Consider the following 21,566-nt stretch of genomic DNA (forward strand, 5'->3'; position numbering starts at 1 on the left):
TCCTTATTGGGTTTCCAGTTCGCCGAGCAGCGCGTCGATCGCGCTTGCCGCATCGGTCTCGCCGCGTGCGGCGCAGGCCGCGTCGATCGCTTCCGCGCAGCGCGCCAGCGTGCGCGTGTCGAACAGCGTGCGCAGCGGCAGCGCGAGCCCCCAGTGCAGGTTGGCTTGCGCATGGGCCTGCGTCGCGAGCAGCGAGTGACCGCCGAGCAGGAAGAAATCGCCGTCGCGGCCGATCGCGTCCACGTGCAGCACGCGCTGCCAGATCTCCGCAAGCGCGCGCTCGGTATCGGTCGCGAGTTCGACGGCTTCGGCCGTTTCGCGCACCGGTGCGGGCAGCGCATGGCGGTCGCACTTGCCGTTCGGCGTGACGGGCAACGCGTCGAGCTCGATCAGTTGCGACGGCACCATGTACGCCGGCAGTTGCGCGCGCAGTGCGTCGAGCAGCGCCGCGCGATCGAGCGGGCCGGCATCGCCGCGGGCGACGTAGCCGATCAGTTGCTCGTCGCGCACGATCACGACCGCATCGTTCACGCCGGGCGCCGCGCGCAGCAGCGCTTCGATTTCACCCGGCTCGATCCGCTGGCCGCGCAGCTTCACCTGCGTGTCGACGCGGCCGAGGTAGTCGAGCGCGCCGTCGGCGCGCCGGCGCGCGAGGTCGCCGGTGCGGTACATGCGCGCGCCGGGCACGAACGGATCGGGCACGAAACGATCGGCGGTCAGCGCCGGACGGCCGAGGTAGCCGCGCGCGAGGCCCGCGCCCGCGAGGTACAGTTCGCCGGTCGCGCCGGCCGGCACCGGCTGCCAGGCCGCATCGAGCACGTGCAGCTGCAGGTTCGCGATCGGATGACCGATCGGCACCGCGACCGCGTGCGCGTCGTCGGGGCCGCAGGTCCAGTGCGACACGTCGATCGCGGCTTCGGTCGGCCCGTACAGGTTCACGAGCGTTGCATTCGGCAGCAGCCGCGCCATCTTCGCGACGAGTTCGGGGGCGAGCGCCTCGCCGCTCGCGACGATCAGGCGCACGGTGTCGCATTGCGCGGCGGCCGAGAAGTCGTCGAGATGCGCGGCGAACGCGGCCAGCATCGACGGCACGAAATGCAGCACCGTCACGCCGTGCGCGTGGATCGCGGCCGCGAGACGCGCCGGGTCGCGATGGTCGCCGGGCGCGGCGATCGCGAGCTTCGCGCCGATCGCCAGAGGCCACACGAATTCCCAGACCGACACGTCGAAGCCGAACGGCGTCTTGTGCAGCACGACGTCGTCGCGCGTCAGCCGGTATGCGTGCTGCATCCACGCGATCCGGTTCGCCAGTGCGCCGTGCGTGTTGCCGGCGCCCTTCGGCTTGCCGGTCGAGCCGGACGTATAGATCAGGTAGGCGAGCCGTGCGTCGTCGATCGTTGCGGCTTCGCCCGCGGGCAGGTCGTTGACTTCATCGGCAAGCAGGTCCGCCACCGTCAGCAACTGCGTGTCGGCGCCCTCGCCCAGCGCGGCCTCGACCTGCTCGCGCAGATGGTCCTGCGTGATCGCGACGGCCGCCCGCGCGTCGCGCAGCAGGTAGGCGATGCGCTCGGCCGGATAGTCGGGATCGACTGGCAGGTACGCGGCGCCGGCCTTCAGCACGCCGACGAGCGCCATCACCATGTCGAACGAACGCTCGACGCACAGCGCGACCGGCGTGTCGGGTTGCACACCACGCCGACGCAACGCGGCCGCGATGCGCGACGTCGCTGCATCGAGTTCGCGATAGGTCGCGCGATGCACGCCGCCGTGTACGTCCGCGTATTCGAGCGCGATCGCGTCGGGCGTCTCCCGTGCCGCGTCGGCGAATTGCAGGTGCAGCGGCTGTCGTTGCGACGCCGGCCATGCGCGCGCCGTATCCTGGGCGAGCGTGAGCGCGTCGCGGGTGGCGTCGTCGGCAATCGACAGCGTGCCGAGCAGCGCGTCCGGCGTACGGGCCAGTGCATCGAGCGCACAGGCAAACGCACGGTGCCAGGTCTCGACCTGCCGCGCATCGACGCGTGCGGTGTCGTAACCGTAGTCGATCGTCAGTTCGGCGCCGCTCTCGATCACGAGCGTCAGCGCGAAGTCGGTCGATTCGATGCTGCGTACGCCGCTCAACGCCAGCGCACGCGGATCGGCGTCGCGCGCCGTGTCGTCGACCGGGTAGTTCTCGAACACGACCAGCGTATCGAACAGTGCGCCGCCCGCACCGCGCGCCCAGCGCTGGATGTCGGCAAGCGGCGTGTGTGCATGCTCGGCGGCGGCCGCGTTCTCGCGTTGCAGCGTCTGCAGCCAGTCGGCCGCGCGTTGCTGCGGCGCCGGCGCGGTGATGACCGGCAGCGTGTTGATGAACAGGCCGAGCACCGAGTCGACGTCCGCGAGCGCGTCGGGACGACCCGCGACGGTCGCGCCGAATGCGACGGCCGGTTGATGCGTCATCCGCTGCAGCGCGAGCGCCCATGCGCCCTGCACCAGCGTGTTGACGGTCAGCTTCAGCGTACGCGCCGTCTGCGCGACACGCGTCATCGTGTCCGCATCGAGCGTCGCGCGCCACGTGACCATCTCGGCATCGGCCCGATCGGCCGTTCGTTCCGCGATCAGCGTCGGTGCATCCAGGCGGGCAAGACGCTCGAGCCAGAAACGTTCGTCGGCGTCGCGATCGCGCGTGCCGAGCCATGCGATGAAGTCGCGGTAGCGCAACGCCGGACGGCTCGCGAACGGCGACACGGCGTCCGGGTCGCGATAGTCGCGCAGCACGTCGCCGAGCAGGCGTGCGGTGCTCCAGCCGTCGAGCAGCACGTGATGACGCGTCCACACGACGCGCCAGGCGTCGGCCGACACGCGGATCAACGTGAGCCGCATCAGCGGCGGCTCGCGCCAGTCGAAGCCGCGCGCGCGGTCGGCGGCGAGCCAGGCGTCGAAATCGGCGTCGAGCGTGTCGCCGCGCTCGCGCCAGTCGAGCTGCTCGACCGGCGTCCGCGCATGACGGTGGACGCACTGCAGCGGCGCGGCTTCGTCCGGCATCACGCTCGTGCGCAGGATGTCGTGACGCGCGACGGACGCGTCGAACGCGGCCGCGAGCCGGCCGGCGTCGAGCGCGGTCGCGGTTGCGACGAGCTGGTTCACGTAGCTCGCGTGGCCCGGCGCGAACAGCGCATGGAACAGGATGCCCTGCTGCATCGGTGACAGCGGGTACACGTCGTCGATCGCGCGCCAGTCGAGCGGCGTGCGCTCGATCGCGGCCTGCGTGAGACCGGCGGCCTGGGCCAGCGGGAAATCGCCCGGCGTCGCGCCGGCGCCGCGGTGTGCAATGCGCGACGCGCACGCGTCGACGAGTTCGCGCAGCGCCGACGCGAAGCGTTCGGCGAACGCGTCGATCGTCGCGCGCTCGAATTGCGGCGCGCCGTAGACCCAGTGCACCTTAAGCGTGCGCGCGCCGTCGCGGTCCGTATCGAGGTACGCGTGGATCGCGAGCGTATTGCCGAGCGGGCCTTGCGGATCGCGTTCGACGCCGGTGCCGCCGAAGCGCGGCACGAGCGTGGCATCGCGCGGCGCGTCGAACTGGCCGAGGTAGTTGAACGTGACGCGCGGACGCGGCACGGCGGCCAGCGCCGCGCGCGTCGCCGCATCGCCGTAGTGTGCGAGCACGCCGAAGCCGAGCCCCTTGTGCGGCACCGCGCGCAGCGTGTCCTTGACGGCGCACAGCGTGTCGCGCGCCGTTGCCGCGACCGGCAGCGTCACCGGGTAATGGCTCGTCAGCCAGCCGATCGTCCGGCTCGCGTCCGCGTCGTCAAACAGCGCCTCGCGGCCATGCCCTTCCAGTTCGACACGGCACGATGCGGCGTGGCGAGCGCCGGCCAGTGCCAGCGCGAGCGCCGCACCCAGCAGCTCGATCGTCTGCGTGCGATAGGCGGCATGCGCATCGGTCAGCGCCGCGCGGGTCAATGCCGCGTCGATCGTCTGCACGACGACGGCCGCATCGGCGTTCGTCGCCGCTGCGCCAGGATGATCCGGTACGACGTCGTCGCCCTGCGCCATGCCGGCCCAGTACGCGGCCTCGCCGGCGAATGGCGATGCGGGTTCCGTCGCGGCACGCGCAAGCCGCGCGGCCCATGCGTCGGCACGCAGGCCCGGCTGCGACAGGCGGATCGGCGAACGTTCGCATGCGGCGCGGTAGGCCGTGTCGAGGTCGTCGAGCAAGATGCGCCACGACACGCCGTCGACGACCGCGTGGTGAATCGCGAGATAAAGCTGCGTCGAGCCGTCCGGCAGCCGTGCCGCGCACGCGCAGGCGAGCGGCCCGCGGCCGAGGTCGAGACGGCGCTGCAGCGCGTCGAAGCGTGCGAGCGCGTCGGCTTCGTCGTGCGCGACGACTTCGACGAACGGCAGCGCATCGTACGGCTTCGCGGCATCGCTCGCGTGCCACGAGCCGTCCGCGCCGCGCGCGAAGCGCTGGCGGAATGCGTCGTGATGCGTCAGCAGCGCGTCGAAGGCGTGCGCGAATGCGTCGGCATCGAACGAACCGCGCGCGTCGAATGCAACCGACTGGTTCCAGTGACCTGGGTTCGGGATATCGAGCGCGAAAAAGCGTTGCTGCGCGGGCGTCAGGATCGGGGCGGCTGCCGGCGTCGCGGCTGCCGTTGCGGCCGCGCCCGCAGGCAGTACGGCGGCGGCCGTGTCATCCGTCTTCGCGATACGCGCGAGTTCGGCGACCGTCGGGCCGTCGAACAACTGCTTCGGCGTGAAGCGCACGCCCCGCTTGCGCGCACGGGCGATCACCTGCAGCACGAGAATCGAATCGCCGCCGAGTTCGAAGAAGTTGTCGTCACGGCCGACGTGCGGCGCCTTCAGCACGGCCTGCCAGACTTCGGCAAGCACGGTTTCGACCGCGCCCTGCGGTGCGTCGCCGGACGCGACCGCAACCGCAACCGTTGTAGCAGCCAGTTCGCGCAATGCCGCGCGATCGATCTTGCCGTTCGCCGTCACCGGCAGGCGAGCCAGCGCGACGAACTGCGCAGGCACCATGTAGTCGGGGAGCTTCTCGGCAAGCGCCGCACGCACGGCAGCCTCGTCGAAGTTCGCGCCGTCGCGCATCACGACGAACGTCGCGAGCCGCAGGCGGCCATCGTGTTCGATGGCAAGCGTTTCGGCCTGTGCGACCGGGCCGGCTGCGCGCACCGCCGCACTCACCTCACCGGGTTCGACGCGATAGCCACGGATCTTCACCTGGTCGTCGATGCGGCCGAGGAAGGCGAGACGGCCGTCCGCGCGCAACCGCACGCGGTCGCCCGTGCGATACAGCCGCGCGCCGGGCGTGAACGGATCGGGGACGAAGCGCTCGGCGGTTTGCGCCGGGCGGCCGAGATAGCCGCGCGCGACGCCCGGCCCGCCCAGATACAGCTCGCCCGTCGAACCGGCCGGTACGCACGCGCCGAACGCGTCGAGCACGAGCGCACGCGCATTCGGCAGCGGCTGGCCGAGCGGCACGCCGCTCGCGGGATCGCGTGCATCGGCGGCAATCGACGCCGTGTCGCAGGCGATCGCGCCGACCGTCGCTTCGGTCGGCCCGTAATGGTTGATCACGCGGCAGGCCGGTGCGAGCGCGGCCAGGCGCGCGACGAGCGCCCACGTGAGCGTTTCGCCGCCCGTCACGAGCGCGTGGCGCGGCAGCACGTCGGCCGGCACGCGCGCGTCGAGCAGCGCCTGCAAGTGACTCGGCACGATCTTCAGCACGCCGACTTCACGACGGCGCATTTCGTCGGCGAACAGGTCCGGATCGAACGCGCAGGCGGCCGGCAACAGGTGCAGCGTGCGGCCCGCGCACAGCGCGCCGAACAGCGTCGTGTGGCCGAGGTCGGCCGCGACGGTCGAGACCATCGCGAACGATGCATCCGGTGCGAACGCGAGTTCGTCGAGCATCCCCTGCACGTAGTCGGCCAGTGCGCCGTGCGACACGACGACGCCCTTCGGCGTGCCGGTCGAGCCCGACGTATAGATCAAGTACGCGCCCTGTTCCGGGTGCGGCGCGACGCGCACGCCGGCCGCATGGGCGAGCGTCGCATCCTGCGCGAGCGTGTCGACGTCGAGCGGCTGCGTGTCGATGCCGGCCGGCCACGCGGCCGTGTCCGCGACGAGCGCCCAGCGAGCGCCACAGTCGGCCGCCGCGGCACCGAGACGTGCGGCCGGCTGCGCGGGATCGAGCAGCACGGCGAGCGCGCCGGCCTTCAACGCCCCAAGCAGGCCGACGACGAAACGTGCCGACCGTTCGATGCAGACGATCACGGCCGCTTCGGCGGCCACGCCGCGCTGCGTCAGTGCGCGTGCGACGCGGTTCGTCGCGTCGTCGAGTTCGGCGAACGTCAGCGATGTCGATGCGTCGGAAAGCGCGACGCGATGCGGGTAGGAAGCCGCCTGCCGCGCGAACGCGGCGACAATGTCGGCGTGCTCGATACGCAGCGCGCGTCCGTCTCGCGGCTGGCGCGATGCGGCCGATGCGTCGCACGGCAGCGCGGCCGTCGTGTGGTGCGGGTCGTGCGCGGCTGCGCCGACGAGCGCCGCATAGCTGTCGAGCCATGCACGCGCGGTGTCGGCGTCGATGCAGTCGGTTGCATACGCCGCGACCAGTTCGATGCCGTTCGCGTCGTCGGTGAAATCCAGTGCGAAGTCGAAGCGCGCGGCGAGATCGGGCCCCGGCGTCGCGACTGCCGTGGCGCCCGGCAGCACGCTGTCGTGCCGCGCGTCGAACTGCTGCGCGAACTTCACGCGCAGCCATTCGTCGCCGCGCTTGACCGGCGGCTTCACCGCATCGACGACGCGCTCGAACGGCACGTCCTGGTGTGCGACCGCGTCGAGCGCCGCCGTACGCGCCGCGTCGACGAGCGCGCGGAACGGCAAGGTGGGCGCCACCTGCACGCGCAGCGCGACCGTATTCAGGAAGAGCCCCAGCAGCGCACGCGTTTCGGGATGCTGACGATGTGCGACCGGAACCGCGACGACGATATCCGTTGCGCCGGTCACGCGCGACAGCCACGCGTCGAGCGTGGCCAGCAGCACCGTGAAGACGGTGGCCTGTGCGTCGCGTGCGAGTTGCCGCACGTCGGCCGCCGCCGCATCGGGCAGACGCACCGACACGCGTGCGCCGTGTAGCGTGCGCACGGCGCCCGGCTGGCGGTCGACCGGCAGCGCGAGCGAGCCCGGCACGTCGCGCAATGCGCCGCGCCAGTAGTCGAGCTGGCGTGCGCCCTCGCCGCCGGCCAGCATGTCGCGCTGCCAGTCGGCGTAGTCGGCGTACTGGATCGGCAGATCGGGCAGCGACGGTTCACGGCCCTCGGCAAACGCGCGGTACGCGGCCGACAGTTCGTCGAACGCGCAGCGCGAGCTCCAGCCGTCGGTGATCGCGTGATGCGCGGTCAGCAGCAGGCGGTGACGGTCGTCGGCGAGCGCGACGAGCGTCGCGCGCAGCAGCGGGCCGCGCGCGAGATCGAACGGTTCGGCCGCGTCGCGCTCGGCGAGCCGCGTCGCTTGCGCGTCGCGTGCAGCGGGCGGCTCGTCCCGCAGGTCGATATCGGCGATCGACACCGGCAGATGCGCATGAATCCGCTGCATCACGACGCCGTCGTCGTTGTCGACGAGCGTCGTGCGCCACGCTTCGTGACGCCCGATCACGTGATCGAGCGCGCGCTGCAGCGCGTCGCGGTCGAGTGCGCCGTCGATCGTCCAGTGCGCGGCGATGTGATACGCGGCGCTCGCGTCACGCGTTTGCGCGAGCACCCAGAAACGTTGCTGCGCAAGCGAAGCCGCACGGTCGACATGCGGTGCGCCCGATACAGCCGCACCGGCCGGTGCGCGGCGTGCGGAAATCGTGGCCAGCGGCTCGCCGGTCTCGCGTTCCGCACCATCGACCTGCTCGGCCAGTTCGGCCAGCGCCGGATCGGCGAACAGCGTGTCGAGCCGCAGGTTCACGCGCACGGCCGCCCGGATCGCGGCCTGCAGCTGCATGGCCGCTAGCGAATCCGCGCCCAGCGCGAAGAACCGGTCGTCTCGCGACGGGATGACATCGAGGCCCAGCAGCGTTTGCCAGAGGCCGGCGATCTGCTGTTCGGTCGGCGTACGCGGCGCATCGCCGGCACCTTGCGTCGTGTCGCGGGCAGCGGCAATCCGTTCGCGCAGCGCGGCACGGTCGATCTTGCCGTTCAACGTATACGGCAACGCGTCGCAGCGCACGAACCGGTGCGGTTGCCACGCAGCCGGCAATTGCGCCGCCACGTGCGCCTTCAGCGCCGCATCGTCGGCCGCCGCGCGCAGCGCGACGCATGCGATCAGCCGCGTCGGCCCGTTGCCGGTTTCGGCAACCACGGCCGCGTCGGCCACGGCCGGATGCGAACGCAGGCACGCGGCGATTTCCGCGGGCTCCACGCGTACTCCGCGCACCTGAACCTGATCGTCGAGGCGGCCGAGGTAGTCGAATGCGCCGTCGTCGCGCAGCCGTGCAAGGTCGCCGGTGCGATAGACGCGCGCGCCGGGTTCGCCATCCGCATCGGGAATGAAACGCTCGGCCGTCAAGGCCGGGCGGCCGTGATAACCGCGTGCGACGCAAACGCCGCCGAGCAGCAGTTCGCCCACGCCATCGGCCTCGGCGCCGTCGACACGCGCGACGCGCGGGCCGATCACGCGGCCGATCGGCAACGAGGCATACGCATCGTCCGCGGCCAGCACGGGTGTCTCGCCCGGCTCGACCGGCCACAGCATCGGCGAGATCACGGCCTCGGTCGGCCCGTAGCCGTTGATCAGTCGTACCGACGGGAACGTGCCGCGCACGAATTCGAATGCCTGTTGCGGCAGCGCCTCACCGCCGAACGCGAGCACGCGCAGCGCCGGCGGCACGCCGTCGCGCGCGGCGACGGCCGCGAATTCGCGCAGGTAGGCAGGCGGGAACGCGGCGACGTTGACCGACTCGCGCACGAGCAGCGCATGCGCGGCGTCCGGTGCGAACGGTTGCGGCGGCGCCACGACGATGCTGGCGCCGACGGCGAGCGGCGCGAGCCAGCATTCATGCGCGGCATCGAAATTGACCGATGCGAAATGCAGCAGACGGTCGCCGGCCTCGATCGGCAGCGCGGCCGCGAGTGCGGCGCAATGTGCGGCAAGCGGCCCGTGCTCGACGACCACCGCCTTCGGCGTGCCGGTCGAGCCCGACGTGTAGATCATGTAGGCGGCCGAACGCGGATGGACCGGTACCGCTTCGTCGTCGGCGCCGGGAGCCGGCCCGCCCGCGGCTTCGGCTGCGGGGTCAAACGCGTGTTCGAACGGCGTGCCGAGCGCTGCACGGCCGGCGGCATCGACGATGCCGTGCCGCAGTTGCGCATCCTGGACGATCCAGTCGAGGCGCGCGGCCGGATGGCGCGGATCGAGCGGCACGAACACGCCGCCCGCTTTCAACACGGCCAGCAGCGCGACGAACAGTTCGCACGAACGCTCGACACACACGCCGACCCGCACTTCCGCGCCGACGCCGGCTGCGCGCAGCCGCCGGGCCAGGTGCGACGCTCGTGCGTCGAGTGCGCCGCGCGACAGGCGCAGGTCGTGCTGGAAAGGGACCGCGATGGCGGGTGCGTCGGGCGCGATGCGCGCCAGTTCGCGGATTCGGTGATGCAGCGCAGTCGGGAAACTCGTCATGTGCGTGAAGTCCTTCGGTCCGGCCGCTTCGGCCAAGTCTCGGGGCCGCTTGGGGCGGCTTCACTGGTGTGACGAACGACGCGGCCGATTTTTTACCGTTTTGCGCGCAAAGTGCGTGCGGCCGCGTTTTTTTGACGGTGCTGCTAAATATTTGCGTGGCCCGTTCGTCTATCAGGGAGGAAAGCCGGAACGGGGCCCCGCCTCGCTCGCTGCTTTCGCGTCAGATTCGCCGTTTCCGCGTTTTTTGCTTGCCTTCCCTTTACCGACGTTGCCGATGACAGCCGCCCACGAGCCTTCTTCCCCGCCGTCCCTCGACGCCTCCCCCGGCCGCCCCGCTGCGCGCCTGATCCTTGCACTGCTGCGCGAGAGCCGCGTGTCGCTCACGCTCGCGCTCACCGCGTGCGTACTGAACGGCGTCGCGAGCGTGCTGCTCGTCGCGACGCTGAACCGCGCGCTGTCGCAGCCCGGCGCGGCCGATGCGTCGCTCGCGTGGCGCTTCGCACTGTGCGCGGTGATCGCGCTCGTCACGCGGATCGTGTCGGGCACGCTGTTCGCCCGCCTGTCGCAGGACACGATGGCGCGGTTGCGCGTGCATCTGGCGCGGCGCGTCGGCGCGGCCGAGCTGCGCGACATCGAGCGGATCGGCGCGGCGCCCGTTCAGTCGGTGCTGACCGACGACGCGACCAACGTGTCGATGCTGTTCTTTGCGCTGCCGAACCTGGTCATGCACGGCTCGATCGTGTTCGGCTGCCTCGGCTATCTCGCGTGGCTGTCGTGGCCCGTGTGCCTGCTGGCGCTGGCCGCGATCATCGCCGGCTCGCTCGGCTATCACACCGGCGACCGCCGCGCGATCGCGTCGCTCGAGGCGGCCGGCCAGGCGCAGGACCGCCTGTTCGGTTATCTGGGCTCGCTGTTCTCCGGCGCGAAGGAGCTGAAGCTGCACGATGCGCGCGCCCGCCAGTTCGTCGACGGCCAGCTGGGCGCCGCGATCGGCGAAGTACGCGACCACCGCCGCCGCGCGTTCAGCGCGTATGCGGTCGGGGTCGGCTGGATCATCTTCCTGTTCTACGTGTTCCTCGGCGTCGCATCGTTCTGGCCGCAGCTCGGCGTGCACGCCGACCCGGCCGCGGCCGCCGGCTACGTCGTCGTGTTCCTGTTCATGCTCGTGCCGCTCGACGGCCTGCTGAACAACCTGCCGACCGTCAATGCCGCACGCGTGTCGCTCAAGCGGATCGAAGGCGTGATGACCGAATTCGGCGCGCTGCGCACGGTGCCGCCCGCGGCCGATGCGCCCGACGTGCCGCCGGCCGGCGCCGTCACGCTGCGCGGCGTCACGCACGCGTACTTCCACGAACGCGACGAGCGGATGTTCAGCATCGGGCCGATCGACCTGACGATCAAGCCGGGCGAGCTCGTGTTCATCGTCGGCGGCAACGGCAGCGGCAAGACGACGCTTGCGAAGGTGCTGACGGGGCTCTACGAGCCGGAGGAAGGCACGATCGAGGTCGACGGCCGCACGATCGGCTGGCGCGAGCGTGCCGCGTACCGGCAGCGCTTCAGCGCGGTATTCAACGATTTCCACCTGTTCGATGCGCTGCTCGGCATCGTCGACCCCGACGCGCCGTCCCGCGCACAGGCCGATGCCCGCGCAAACGCGCTCGTCGCGAAGCTCGCGCTCGACCACAAGGTGAAAGTAGTCGACGGCGCGTTCTCGACGCGCGCGCTGTCGACCGGGCAGCGCAAGCGGCTCGCGCTCGTCGTCGCCTATCTGGAAGACCGGCCGTTCTACCTGTTCGACGAATGGGCGGCCGACCAGGACCCGTCGTTCAAGGCCGTGTTCTACGAGCAACTGCTGCCCGAGCTGCGCGCGCGCGGCAAGGCCGTGATCGTGATCACGCACGACGACCGCTACTTCGATCTCGCCGACCGGCTGCTGAAGCTCGACAACGGGCGCATCGTCAGCGACACGATGCCTGCGCGGCTGCGTGCGCAGGATGGCGTCGATGCGCTGAGCGCTTAAGAAGCAATAAGAAAAATCGCCGACGCGCTGCCATGGCAGTGCGTCGGCGATTTGCATTTCGGAAGGGAATGTTGCCGATGCGTGGCGCCCCGGTTACGCCGGTCGCGCCGAATGCGACACCCTGCCCGTCACGTTTTGCTCACGGCCGGCAGCTTCAGCATCGTGTCGGTCATCACGTCGGCCAGTTTCAGCGCCGACATCGGCCCGCCGAACCCCCAGATATTGCGTTCGATCAGCGCGATCCGGTGTTCCTTCATCGCGGGAACGAAACGCCACACCGGCGAATCTAGTTTCGCGGACAGCGGCACGTCCAGCCCCGATGCGGTCACGAACATCACGGCGAGGTCGCGCTGCCGGAGCAGATCGGCCGACGTCACGTACAGCGTGCCTTCCCGCGTCGGCTTCTTCGGCCACGGATCGAGCCCGAGCGCACGCGCGAGACCAGCCGACGTACTGTTGCCCGTATAGGCCCAGTAACGATCGGGCAAGCCGAGATCCTGCAGCAGCGCGATGCGCTCGCCGTTGCGGCCCGCACCCGCGAGCCGCGCCGCATTGCGCGCGATGCCCGCATCGAGTTGCGCATCGACCGCCTGCGCGCGCGCGTCGCGCCCCGTCACCGCACCGATCGTCCGGAAGATCTGCCGCATCCAGTCGAGCTGCGTGACGGGGACACCGCCGTCGGACACGTTCGGGCTGAACTGGAACAGGATCGTCGGCGCGATCCGGTCGAGCGCCTCGAAGATCGGCGCATGGCGGAAGCCGACGCCGATGATGAGATCGGGCTTGACCGCCGCGATCGCCTCGAGCCCCGGCTCCTGTCGCGAGCCGATGTCGGTCACGTGCGCGAGCCGCTCGCTCTGGTAGCCGAGCCAGCCGGGATAGAACGCCGTATCGGCCATCCCGACCGGCACGATGTCGAGCGCGATCACGCTCTCCGCGAACATGAAGTCGAGCGCGACCACGCGCTGCGGCCGCACGGGCATCGTCGCGCTCGCCTGCGACACGACGGGGTTGCCGGCCAGCGACACGGCGCCCGGCGCACGCACGCCCTGCGCGCGATGTGCATCGAGGGTCGCGGCAACGGCGCCGGACGATGCGCCGAGCGCACCGCAGCACGCAGCGCCGAGCGCCGCCGCAAGTGCGCCGAGCGCATGCCGGCGGCCGGCGTGCGTCACCGGATCGCGTCCTGCTCGGCCAGCGCCGCGTCGTCCATCGTCAGTAGCAGGGGGCAGCTTCCACACAGTTGCGTTTCTCCAGGAATTTCATAGCGCAGGCAGCACACGCGGCGTGCGCGAAACGGTGTCGGCAACAACGCCGAGCGCGGCACGGCATCGCGCACGGGCATGCGCAACGGATTCGGTTCGCACCCGAAACACGTCGCGCCGAACAGCCAGCCCGCGTCGCGCACCGGATCGGCCACGCACGGCAGCGCACGATACGTGTCGAGCAGATAGTCGAGCAGATTGCCTGCGTTGCTCCACAGCACGCGCGGCGTGACGCGGCCCATCGCCGCGAGCAGGTCGATCACCGCGCCGAGATGCGCGATGAGCGGTGCATAGCGCGGCGCCGGATCGTCACACGGCGCGCCGAGCGCGTCCGGCGCGAAATACAGCGCGGCAGGCATGCCGTCATCGAGCGCGACGAACGTACGCTCCGGGTTCATGTCGAGCGGCCGGCCGAGCGTCAGCGCGGCAACGACACCCGCCGGCGCCGCGCGGCCGAAATAGTATTTGCTCCATTGCGACATCAGCGCGCGCGCATGCTGCGCGGGATCGCCGCCGTAGTGGTCGACCATCGCGCCGAGCACCGTATCGCGATGCGCGGGCAATGCGCTGACGGGTACGACGATGCGGCCCGGTGCGCGCGCATCATCGGGCATGCCGAGCCAGACGACGTCGAGATGGTCGGCGAACGGTTCCGGCGCGAACGCCGAAAAGCGCGTGGCGCGCGCGCCGTCGAGCGCCGGGGTCATCGCCCTGCGCGCCGCGCGCGGCGCCCCTCGAGAATCAGCAACCCGAGCAGGTACGGCGCGCCGATCAGCGCGGTCAGCACGCCCGCCGGCACTTCGCGCGGCGCGACGACGGTGCGCGCCGCGAGATCCGCGACACCGAGGATCAGCGCGCCGCACGCAGCCGCGAGCCACAGCCGCGTGCGATGCCGGCGCGCGCCGAGCATCGTCGCGACGTGCGGCGCCATCAGTCCGATGAAGCCGACCGGCCCGACCGCCGCGACGGCCGCGCAGGCGGCGAGCGTCGCGATCGTCAGTGCGAGCGGCCGCAGCACGGCCACCGGCAGGCCGAGCGCGGCCGCCTGGTCGTCGCCGAGCGCGAGCATGTCGAGCGGCTTCGCGAGCCATGCGAACACGGGCACCGCGAGCACGCACCACGGCAGCAGCATCGACACCTCGCCCCAGCTGCGGCCATAGGTACCGCCGACGAGCCACACGACGAAGCGCGCGGGCTGCACGCTTTCCTGCGTGATCAGCCATTGCGCGAGCGTGGTCCACAGCGCGCCGATCACGATGCCCGTCAACGCGACCGCGAGCGGTGCATAGCGATGCCGGTGATTCAGCGCGAGCGTGATCGCGAGCGACAGGCCGCCCCCGATCAGCGCGGCGGCCGCAAGCGTCACATGGCCCATCAGCGGCCACGTCGACAACGCGAACAGCGTGACGAGCCCCGCGCCCTGCGTGACGCCGAGCACTTCGGGGCCCGCGAGCGGATTGCGCACGACGCTCTGCATCGCGACGCCGCTGACGGCGAGCAGCGCACCCGCGAGCAGCGCGCACAGCAGGCGCGGCATGCGCAGGTCGATCAGCATCCGCGCGAGCGCGTCCTGGCCCGACAGCGCGGCCGACCAGCGCGCGGGCGACAACCATTCGGGGCCGGCCGACACGCCGCCCCACACCACGAGCGCGCCGACCACGACGAACAGCGCCGTGCGCAGCGGCCAGCCGAGCCGTTCGAGCCAGCCGACGAACCGCGTCGAACCGCCACCCGCCGCGCGCTCTGCATCCGCATGCAGCACGCCCGACCATGCGGCGCCGCGCCGGATCATCGCGAGCATCAGCGGCGTGCCGACCAGCGCGATCGCGACGCCGGTCGACAGCGTCGCGTCGAGGCCCGACGCGAGCACCGCACTGTCGGTGACGAGCACGAGCGCACCGCCGGTGAGCGCCGACAACGGCACCAGCACGCCGAGCCGTGCCGCACGCGCCCCGCGTACCTGGCGCAGCAGGTTCGGCGCGACGAGGCCGACGTACGACAGCGGGCCCGCGATGCTGACGGCCACACTGGTGAACGCGACCGCGACGATCGTCGCGGCGAGCCGCGTCGCGTCGACGCGCACGCCGGCCGCGGCCGCCGCGTCGTCGCCGAGCGTGAGCGGATTCAGCGGCCGGATCACGAACGGCAGCGCGACGAGCGGCACGACGAGCCAGCGCGCGGCGAGCGCGAGGCCCGCTGCGCCCGGCTGGTACAGGCTGCCGTTGGTCCACAGCGCGGCACCCGCGATGTTCTGTTCGAAGAACGCGAGCACGAGCGTCGACAGCGCGGCGAACAGCAGCATGCACACGCTGCCCGCGAGCACGAGCCGCAACGGCGTCGCGCGCCAGCCGCCGGCCGCGACGATCGCGCACGCGGCGGCGGCCAGCCCGCACACGAACAGCAGCGGCACCGACGCGACGCCGGCCAGCGCCGGCACGAGCATCGCCGCGAGCAGGCCGAGCTGGGCGCCGCCCGTCACGCCGAGCAAGTCGGGCGACGCGAGCGGATTGCGCGTGAGCGACTGGAACAACGCGCCCGCGATGCCGAGGCAGCCGCCCGCGACGAGCGCGGCCGCGACGCGCGGCAGGTTGAGGTCGAACAGGAACACGTGCGCGAGCGACGCGGCATCGCTGCCGGGCACCGCGCCCCACCACACGCGCAGGTCGGGCGCGACGCGCAGCGCCGCGAGGATCGCGATCAGCGCGACGAGGCCGAACGCGATCGCGCCGGCCCGCCCCGTGGCCGCCCCCTTCCCCGTCGCCGCGAGGCGCTTGCGCATCGCGAACGTGGTCATACGGCGAGATCCCGGTCGAAGACGCCGGCCGCCTGCGGCGCGCCGTCGGTGGTCGGGCCGTAGGCCGGCACGCACATCGGCGCGCCCGTCTGCGGATGCGCGAGCTTCAGCATCTCGACGCCGAATGCCGCGCGCAGCCGCGCCGGATCGAGCATCGCGTCGGGCGTGCCCTGCGCGACGAGACGGCCCGCGCGCATCAGCACGATTTCGTCGCTGTATGCGGCCGCCTGGTTCAGGTCGTGCAGCACCCACACGATCGTCAGCCCGCGCGTGCGGTTCAGCGTGCGCAGTGCGTCGAGGATGTCGAGCTGGTGATGAATGTCGAGATAGGTCGTCGGTTCGTCGAGCAACACGATCGGCGCCTGCTGCGCGAGCGCCATCGCGATCCACGCGCGCTGGCGTTCGCCGCCCGACAGCGCGCCGACGTCGCGATCCGCATCGTCGGCGAGGCCGCTCGTGGCGAGCGCCTCGTCGATCGCCGCATGGTCGGCCCGCGACAGGCCGCGCAGGAAGCCGCCGTACGCATAGCGCCCGTAGGCGACGAGTTCGCGCACCGTCAGGCCAGACGGAATCTGGTTGAACTGCGCGAGCATCGTCAGCTCGCGCGCGAGCGCGCGTCGGCGAAACGCCGCGAGCGGCTGCCCGTTCACTTCGACATGGCCGGCACGCGCGGGCTGCAGGCCCGCAAGCGTGCGCAGCAGCGTGCTCTTGCCGCAGCCGTTCGGTCCGCACAGCGCGGTTACGCGGCCGGCCGCGATCGACAGGTCCAGCCCGTCGATCACGACATGGTCGCGATATCCTACCGACAGCCCGCGCGCGGCAAGCGCGGCGGTACTACGCGTCATCAATCCTCCGTTCGGTCGCGCGGGACCGTATGACTCTGCGCCATCGCGACGACGACCTTGCGCGGCCCTTCGAACGGGTCGCGTGCATGCGCGGTCAGCATGTTGTCGAGCATCAGCACGTCGCCCGTGCGCCACGGAAACACGATGCGCTGCTGGTCGAGCACGCCGCGAATCTCCGCGAGCGCGTCGGCCTCGAGCGGTTCGCCGTCGCCGTAGTACACGTTGCGCGGCACGTTCTCGAGCCCGACCGCGTCGACGAGCGCTTCCTGCATGTCGTCGTCGAGCGCCGACAGGTGAAACAGGTTCGCCTGGTTGAACCACACGCGATCGCCAGTGCGCGGATGGCGTGCGACGGCCTGGCAGCGTTCGCGCGTGCGCAGCAGCAGCTCGCCGTCATCGTCGGTGCGCCATGCGCATTCGATGCCGCGCGCCGCGCACATCCGTTCGACCTCGGCCGGTTCGGCGGTGCCGAACGACTGCTGCCACGGCAGGTCAAGCCCCTGGCCGAAATTGCGCACGTACAGCAGCTCGCGCTTCTCGAAACGCGCGACGAGCGCCGGATCGAGCGCGCGATACACCGCGCGGCTGTCGGCGATCGGCGTCGCCCCGCCCTTCGGCGCGGCGAGCGCGCAGTGGAACCAGATCCGCAGCGGCCATTCGCGCGTGTACGACTGCTCGTTGTGCAGCGGAATCGCGCGATGCGGCGGATATTCGGTCGACGTGTAGACGGCGCCCTCGACCTGGCTGCGCGGCGTCGACGCGTATTCATAGCCGATCAGCGGATCGCCGAACGATGCCGCGAACTGCTGGAACGCATCGATCGACGGCACGTGAAAGCCCGTGAACAGCACGCCGCCCGCCCGTTCGAGCGTGTCGGCCGCGATCTCGCGCGCCAGCGGCGCGACGTCATCGATCGACAGGCCGTCGCTGCTGCGCGGCGACACGACGGTGGGCAGCCCCGGCTCGATACGCAGGTCGTCGAGCGTCGGCAACGAAAGCAGGGTCATGCAACGTCCTCTTCAGGTGGCGCGCCGCAAACGCGGCGCAGCAGGTCACGATGCGCGCGACGCGCGCTCGCCGTCCATGGCGCGGCGCAGGCTCGCGGGGCGCATGTCGGTCCAGACCGTCTCGATGTGCGCGAGACAGTCCGCCTTCGGGCCGCTCACGCCGACCTCGCGCCAGCCGGCCGGCACGGGCCGGAACGTCGGCCAGATCGAGTACTGTTCTTCGTCGTTGATGACGACCGTGTAGACGAGATCGTCGGTGTCGGCGGAAGGCGTCGGGGCTTGCGTCATGATCGGAAATCGCTGAGACGGTTGAAGGAGGCGAAGCGGCGGTTTCGGCCGCTCCTGCCTGATAGACGATTGGCCGGCGCGTTTTTTTACCGCCGCCGCGCGCGGCCGCCCAGGAACACCGGGCACGCGACGCCACGCTGGCACGCGTCGAGGCATTCCGCGCAGTGACGCTCCGCGTCGCGCACCATGAAATGCACGAGCGTCTGCGACACGTTCAGCGCGCGCGCCGCGGTCTGCAGCGTTTCCTCGCGCAGCCGCACCATCTCGAAGGCCGCGCGGCTGCGCGCCGGCAGGTCCTCGAGCGCGGCCCATACGCGCCGCAGCGTATCGCGCGTCATCAGCGCGGCTTCCGGTGTCGGCTCGGGCGACGGCACGTCGAAGCCGTCGTCCTCTTCCGTGTGATAGACGTTCTCGAGGCTTTGCCGGCGGCATGCGTCGATCGACGCATTGCGCACCATCCGCGTCACGTACGCGACCGGCTGGCGCACCGCGTCCTGGTTCGGGAATTCGACGAGCTTCACGAAGACGTCGTGCACGACGTCCTCGGCGCGGCTCGCGCAGCCGACGAAGCCGCGCGCGACGTTGACGAGCATCGATCGATGCGAGATCAGCACGTCGAGCAGCGCACCCTGCGCGCGGGGCTCCGCGGCACGGCGCGCCCGTGGCGCGGCGCGCGGCGGCAGGTCCGGATAACTGCCGAGGAACGGGTTCGCCGCTGCTGCCGCCGGTCGGTCGAGCACTTCCGCCATGGCCATCGATCTGCTCCGTCTAATTCCGAGATAGCGCAATTTAACGTAAACGCAAATCATTCTCAATCTGATTACCGAATGGCCCTTTCAGTTGTCAGGATTTGTCTGAACAATTACCGGAATCGTTGCTGGGGTAGATAGGACGCGTGTCGGTGGGCGTGGTACGCGGTCGTCGGTCAATCCGAACGGCGTGACCGGCTTGCGGCGCGCCGACACGAGCTTTCACCCGTCTGACGAAGCGCCTGCGCCTGTCATGTGCGGTAGCAACTTCTTACCACGTGAAATTTTGGGGGCTCGTACGATCGGGGTGCCGTTTCCAAGGGAGAAAACCATGAAATCCATCGTGTTATCCGCCGTCATCGTTGGCGCGCTGTCGAGCGTGATGCTGACCGGGTGCGTTGCCTATCCAGCCGGCCCGGCTCAAGTCACGATCGGCTGGCATGGCGATCGTTACTGGGACGGGAATCGCTACTGGGAGCGCCGCGACTGGGAAGCCCAGCATCAGCGCGGATATGACGACCGCCGCGACGATCGCCGCGACGATCGCCGCGACGACCATCGGGACGACCGGCGCGACGATCAACGGCCGCAGTGGTAAGGCCCGCCCGCTTCCCGTGATTCACTTTTCAACGACAAGGACTTCAACATGAAAACGCTACTGAAATCGCTCGCCGTCGCGGCCGTTGCCGCCGCCGTGCTCGTGCCGGCCATCGCCGAAGCGCATCCGCACCGCGTGTGCCACTTCGACCATCACCATCACAAGATGTGCCGCTGGGTGCGTTGAGCATCACGCAGCAGATAAAAAGAACGCCGGCTTGCCGGCGTTTTTTGTTTTACCCGCGTTGCGGCAGCGACCTGCAGCGAACGAGCCACGCGCGCCCGGTTGGCGTGTGGCCTCCATCGCCGCGCGTCGCAGGCGATCGTTTCGCCGCCGACGCGCGTGCCTCGAGTTTCAGCGTGGATGTCTGCACGCGTTTCGCATCGGCACTCGGCGCGGCAGGCGGCAGGCGCCAATGCACGCAACGTCGCTGCCTCGATATGCACTTGCCGGAACCGAGGCCGCCCCTCGGGGTCGTCCTCACGGTATCCCTGGCCCGTGACGGTCTGCCCGTCCGGACTCAGTCCGCTCGGGCCGTGCCTGCATGCGTCAGTAAATAAACAGGCGGATCGTCGCCGTTGCGTCGAACCTGCCGATCTTCGGTGGACCGAACGACTTCAGCACCGCGTCCATCAATACGCTCTGGTTCATGACGTTCGACGCGAATTGCGCGAGCGTGAACTGTTCGTTGAACGGAATCGCCTTGCCCTGGCTGTCCTCGATGCCGATCCCGAAATTGCTGTCCGACGCGGGCACCAGCAAACCGTTCTGCACCGGATAGCTCGTTTCGAAGTACCCGTCGACGCGTACCGCGACGTTGCATTTCTTCGTCAACGACAGCGAAAACCGCTTGCGCGGTACCGCGGGCATGAAGCCCTTGCCCACCGCCTGCACCTGTCCGAAATTGATGATGCCCGGCTCGGGCGTCACGAGCACGTCGACGAAACACGGCGTCGGCTTGAGATTGCGCAGCCCGCTCAGGCGGTACTGGAAACTCGGATTGATTGCATTCAGCCCCTTCGCGCCGTCGAACTGGAATACCGTGTAGATGTCGCTCGGCGGTTGCACCCATGAACCGCGCTTGCGAACCACCACCTGATAGGCGATATCGATCGGAACTCTCGGGCAACGACCCGCGCTCAGTTCGCGATCGGTACATGGCGGAACCGTCTTGCCGGTCGGCACGCCCGTGCCGGGCTGACTCCCCGCGCCGAAATAGTCGGTGCCCAGATAGCGGATACCGATTTCCAGCCCCCAGGCCGCCGGGTTCTGCTTGTTCGGATTCGCATAGAACGAGATCGGGTCATCGATGTCGATGTTGCCCTTGCCGCCAAGGTCCTTGAAGCAGTAGCCCGTCGTCGTACGCATCGGCGACACCCAGATGACATAACCATCCGGCGCATCCGTCGGATAAGACGCAACACCCCCGATCGGTTCCGTCATCGACGTCGCGCCGCTGTTGGTCACGCAACGTACGGCAAGAGCGGGCTGCATGGCGACGACCAGCGCCGCGAACATCATCCAGCGCAGCCAGGACGCCATCGCTCGCCCTCCTCGTTGTCGGTCGCCGCTCATTTCTTCACGCTCTTGCAGGCACCGCCCTCACACGCATACTCGACCGCCACCTGGCCGCCGTAATCGTCGATATGCGTGACGAACAGCGTGGAAGGCGTCGCGGCCTTGAACGGCACGTCGGCCGTGCTCATCGGGCTCACCATCACCGGCTCGATCGGCGCCGGCGTCTTCTGCGCGCCCGATGTCACCTCGACCACCGTCACGTGATACGGCGTCGGATTGTCGAACACCAGCTTGTGCGCGGCAGCGTCGATGCGCAGCGTCATCGGCAGCGTCCAGTCCTCGTCGCGCGCGGGCTGCACGGCCTTCGGCCGGTAGAACAGCTTCATCTGCGTATGCAGTGCGATCTGCAGCGTGTTCGGCGTGTCGGTCTTCGGCGGCACTTCGCGGATGTTCAGGTAGAACACCGATTCGCGATCGGCCGGCAGTTCGGTGCCCGGCAGCTTCGCGATCCGCAGCACGTTGCGCTCGTTCGCCTCGATGCGCTGCAGCGGCGGCACGACCATCAGCGGCGTCGTGATCTTGTTGCCTTTCGCGTCCTCGAGCCACGACTGAACGAGATACGGATACGTCGTGCTCTTGTTCGTGATCGTGACGATCGCGGCCTGCTCGCCTTCGTTGAAGATCACGCGCGTGCGATCGGGGACGATCGCCGCCTGCGCGGCGCCTGCAAGCAGCGCGCCGGCGGTCGCGAGCACGCACCACGCGCGCCGCGAAAAGGAAAGGGAGAAAGCGTTCTTCATCACTGGA

General features: G+C 70.1%; 13 protein-coding genes. 3 read left to right on the forward strand and 10 right to left on the reverse strand.

The features are described 5' to 3' along the window. Positions 1-3: 3 nt before the first annotated feature. Entirely contained in the window at positions 4-9,675 is a 9,672-nt protein-coding gene (locus tag HWX87_RS16215) for a non-ribosomal peptide synthetase (protein ID WP_176048060.1), read from the reverse strand. A gap of 274 nt (positions 9,676-9,949) precedes the next feature. Here HWX87_RS16215 and HWX87_RS16220 point away from each other — a divergent pair, with 274 nt between their 5' ends. Then, on the forward strand, positions 9,950-11,695 hold the full coding sequence (locus tag HWX87_RS16220) for a cyclic peptide export ABC transporter (RefSeq protein WP_176048061.1): 1,746 nt from the start codon (positions 9,950-9,952) through the stop codon (positions 11,693-11,695). Between the two features lie 128 nt (positions 11,696-11,823). Here the strand turns inward: HWX87_RS16220 and HWX87_RS16225 are convergent, their stop codons facing one another. From HWX87_RS16225 to HWX87_RS16255, 7 genes are all read right to left on the reverse strand, one after another. Next, the gene (locus HWX87_RS16225; protein WP_176048062.1) at positions 11,824-12,870 is read right to left on the reverse strand and encodes an iron-siderophore ABC transporter substrate-binding protein; all 1,047 of its coding nucleotides are present in this window, start codon (positions 12,868-12,870) and stop codon (positions 11,824-11,826) included. Then, on the reverse strand, positions 12,867-13,667 hold the full coding sequence (gene fhuF / locus HWX87_RS16230) for a siderophore-iron reductase FhuF (protein WP_176048063.1): 801 nt from the start codon (positions 13,665-13,667) through the stop codon (positions 12,867-12,869). The genes HWX87_RS16225 and fhuF overlap by 4 nt, the downstream gene beginning before the upstream one ends. Further along, positions 13,664-15,754, reverse strand: coding sequence for a Fe(3+)-hydroxamate ABC transporter permease FhuB (gene fhuB, locus HWX87_RS16235; protein ID WP_176048064.1), 2,091 nt, complete (start codon positions 15,752-15,754; stop codon positions 13,664-13,666). Before fhuB ends, fhuF begins: the two co-directional genes overlap by 4 nt. Continuing rightward, positions 15,751-16,599 carry an ABC transporter ATP-binding protein gene (locus HWX87_RS16240; protein WP_176048065.1) on the reverse strand — a complete coding sequence of 283 codons (849 nt, stop codon included), beginning with the start codon at positions 16,597-16,599 and terminating at the stop codon, positions 15,751-15,753. Before HWX87_RS16240 ends, fhuB begins: the two co-directional genes overlap by 4 nt. After that, entirely contained in the window at positions 16,599-17,606 is a 1,008-nt protein-coding gene (locus HWX87_RS16245; protein ID WP_176048066.1) for a TauD/TfdA family dioxygenase, read from the reverse strand. Before HWX87_RS16245 ends, HWX87_RS16240 begins: the two co-directional genes overlap by 1 nt. A 45-nt stretch (positions 17,607-17,651) precedes the next feature. Further along, the gene (locus HWX87_RS16250) at positions 17,652-17,894 is read right to left on the reverse strand and encodes an MbtH family NRPS accessory protein (protein ID WP_039358664.1); all 243 of its coding nucleotides are present in this window, start codon (positions 17,892-17,894) and stop codon (positions 17,652-17,654) included. An 86-nt stretch (positions 17,895-17,980) separates the two neighbouring features. Beyond that, positions 17,981-18,649 carry an RNA polymerase factor sigma-70 gene (locus tag HWX87_RS16255; protein WP_176048067.1) on the reverse strand — a complete coding sequence of 223 codons (669 nt, stop codon included), beginning with the start codon at positions 18,647-18,649 and terminating at the stop codon, positions 17,981-17,983. A 325-nt stretch (positions 18,650-18,974) separates the two neighbouring features. Between HWX87_RS16255 and HWX87_RS16260 the strand changes: the two genes are divergently transcribed. After that, on the forward strand, positions 18,975-19,241 hold the full coding sequence (locus tag HWX87_RS16260) for a hypothetical protein (RefSeq protein ID WP_176048068.1): 267 nt from the start codon (positions 18,975-18,977) through the stop codon (positions 19,239-19,241). A gap of 48 nt (positions 19,242-19,289) precedes the next feature. Continuing rightward, positions 19,290-19,427 (forward strand): HHHH-motif protein, encoded by a 138-nt coding sequence (locus HWX87_RS16265; protein WP_176048069.1) that lies wholly within the window; start codon positions 19,290-19,292, stop codon positions 19,425-19,427. A gap of 363 nt (positions 19,428-19,790) precedes the next feature. Here HWX87_RS16265 and HWX87_RS16270 read toward each other — a convergent pair whose 3' ends face one another. Next, a complete protein-coding gene (locus HWX87_RS16270; RefSeq protein ID WP_244137682.1) occupies positions 19,791-20,783 on the reverse strand; it encodes a fimbrial protein in 993 nt (330 codons plus the stop codon). Positions 20,784-20,812: 29 nt separating this feature from the next. Beyond that, entirely contained in the window at positions 20,813-21,559 is a 747-nt protein-coding gene (locus tag HWX87_RS16275; RefSeq protein ID WP_176048071.1) for a molecular chaperone, read from the reverse strand. Between the last annotated feature and the right edge of the window lie 7 nt (positions 21,560-21,566).

This window comes from Burkholderia sp. BCC1644, from assembly GCF_902833225.1.
Lineage (GTDB): Bacteria > Pseudomonadota > Gammaproteobacteria > Burkholderiales > Burkholderiaceae > Burkholderia.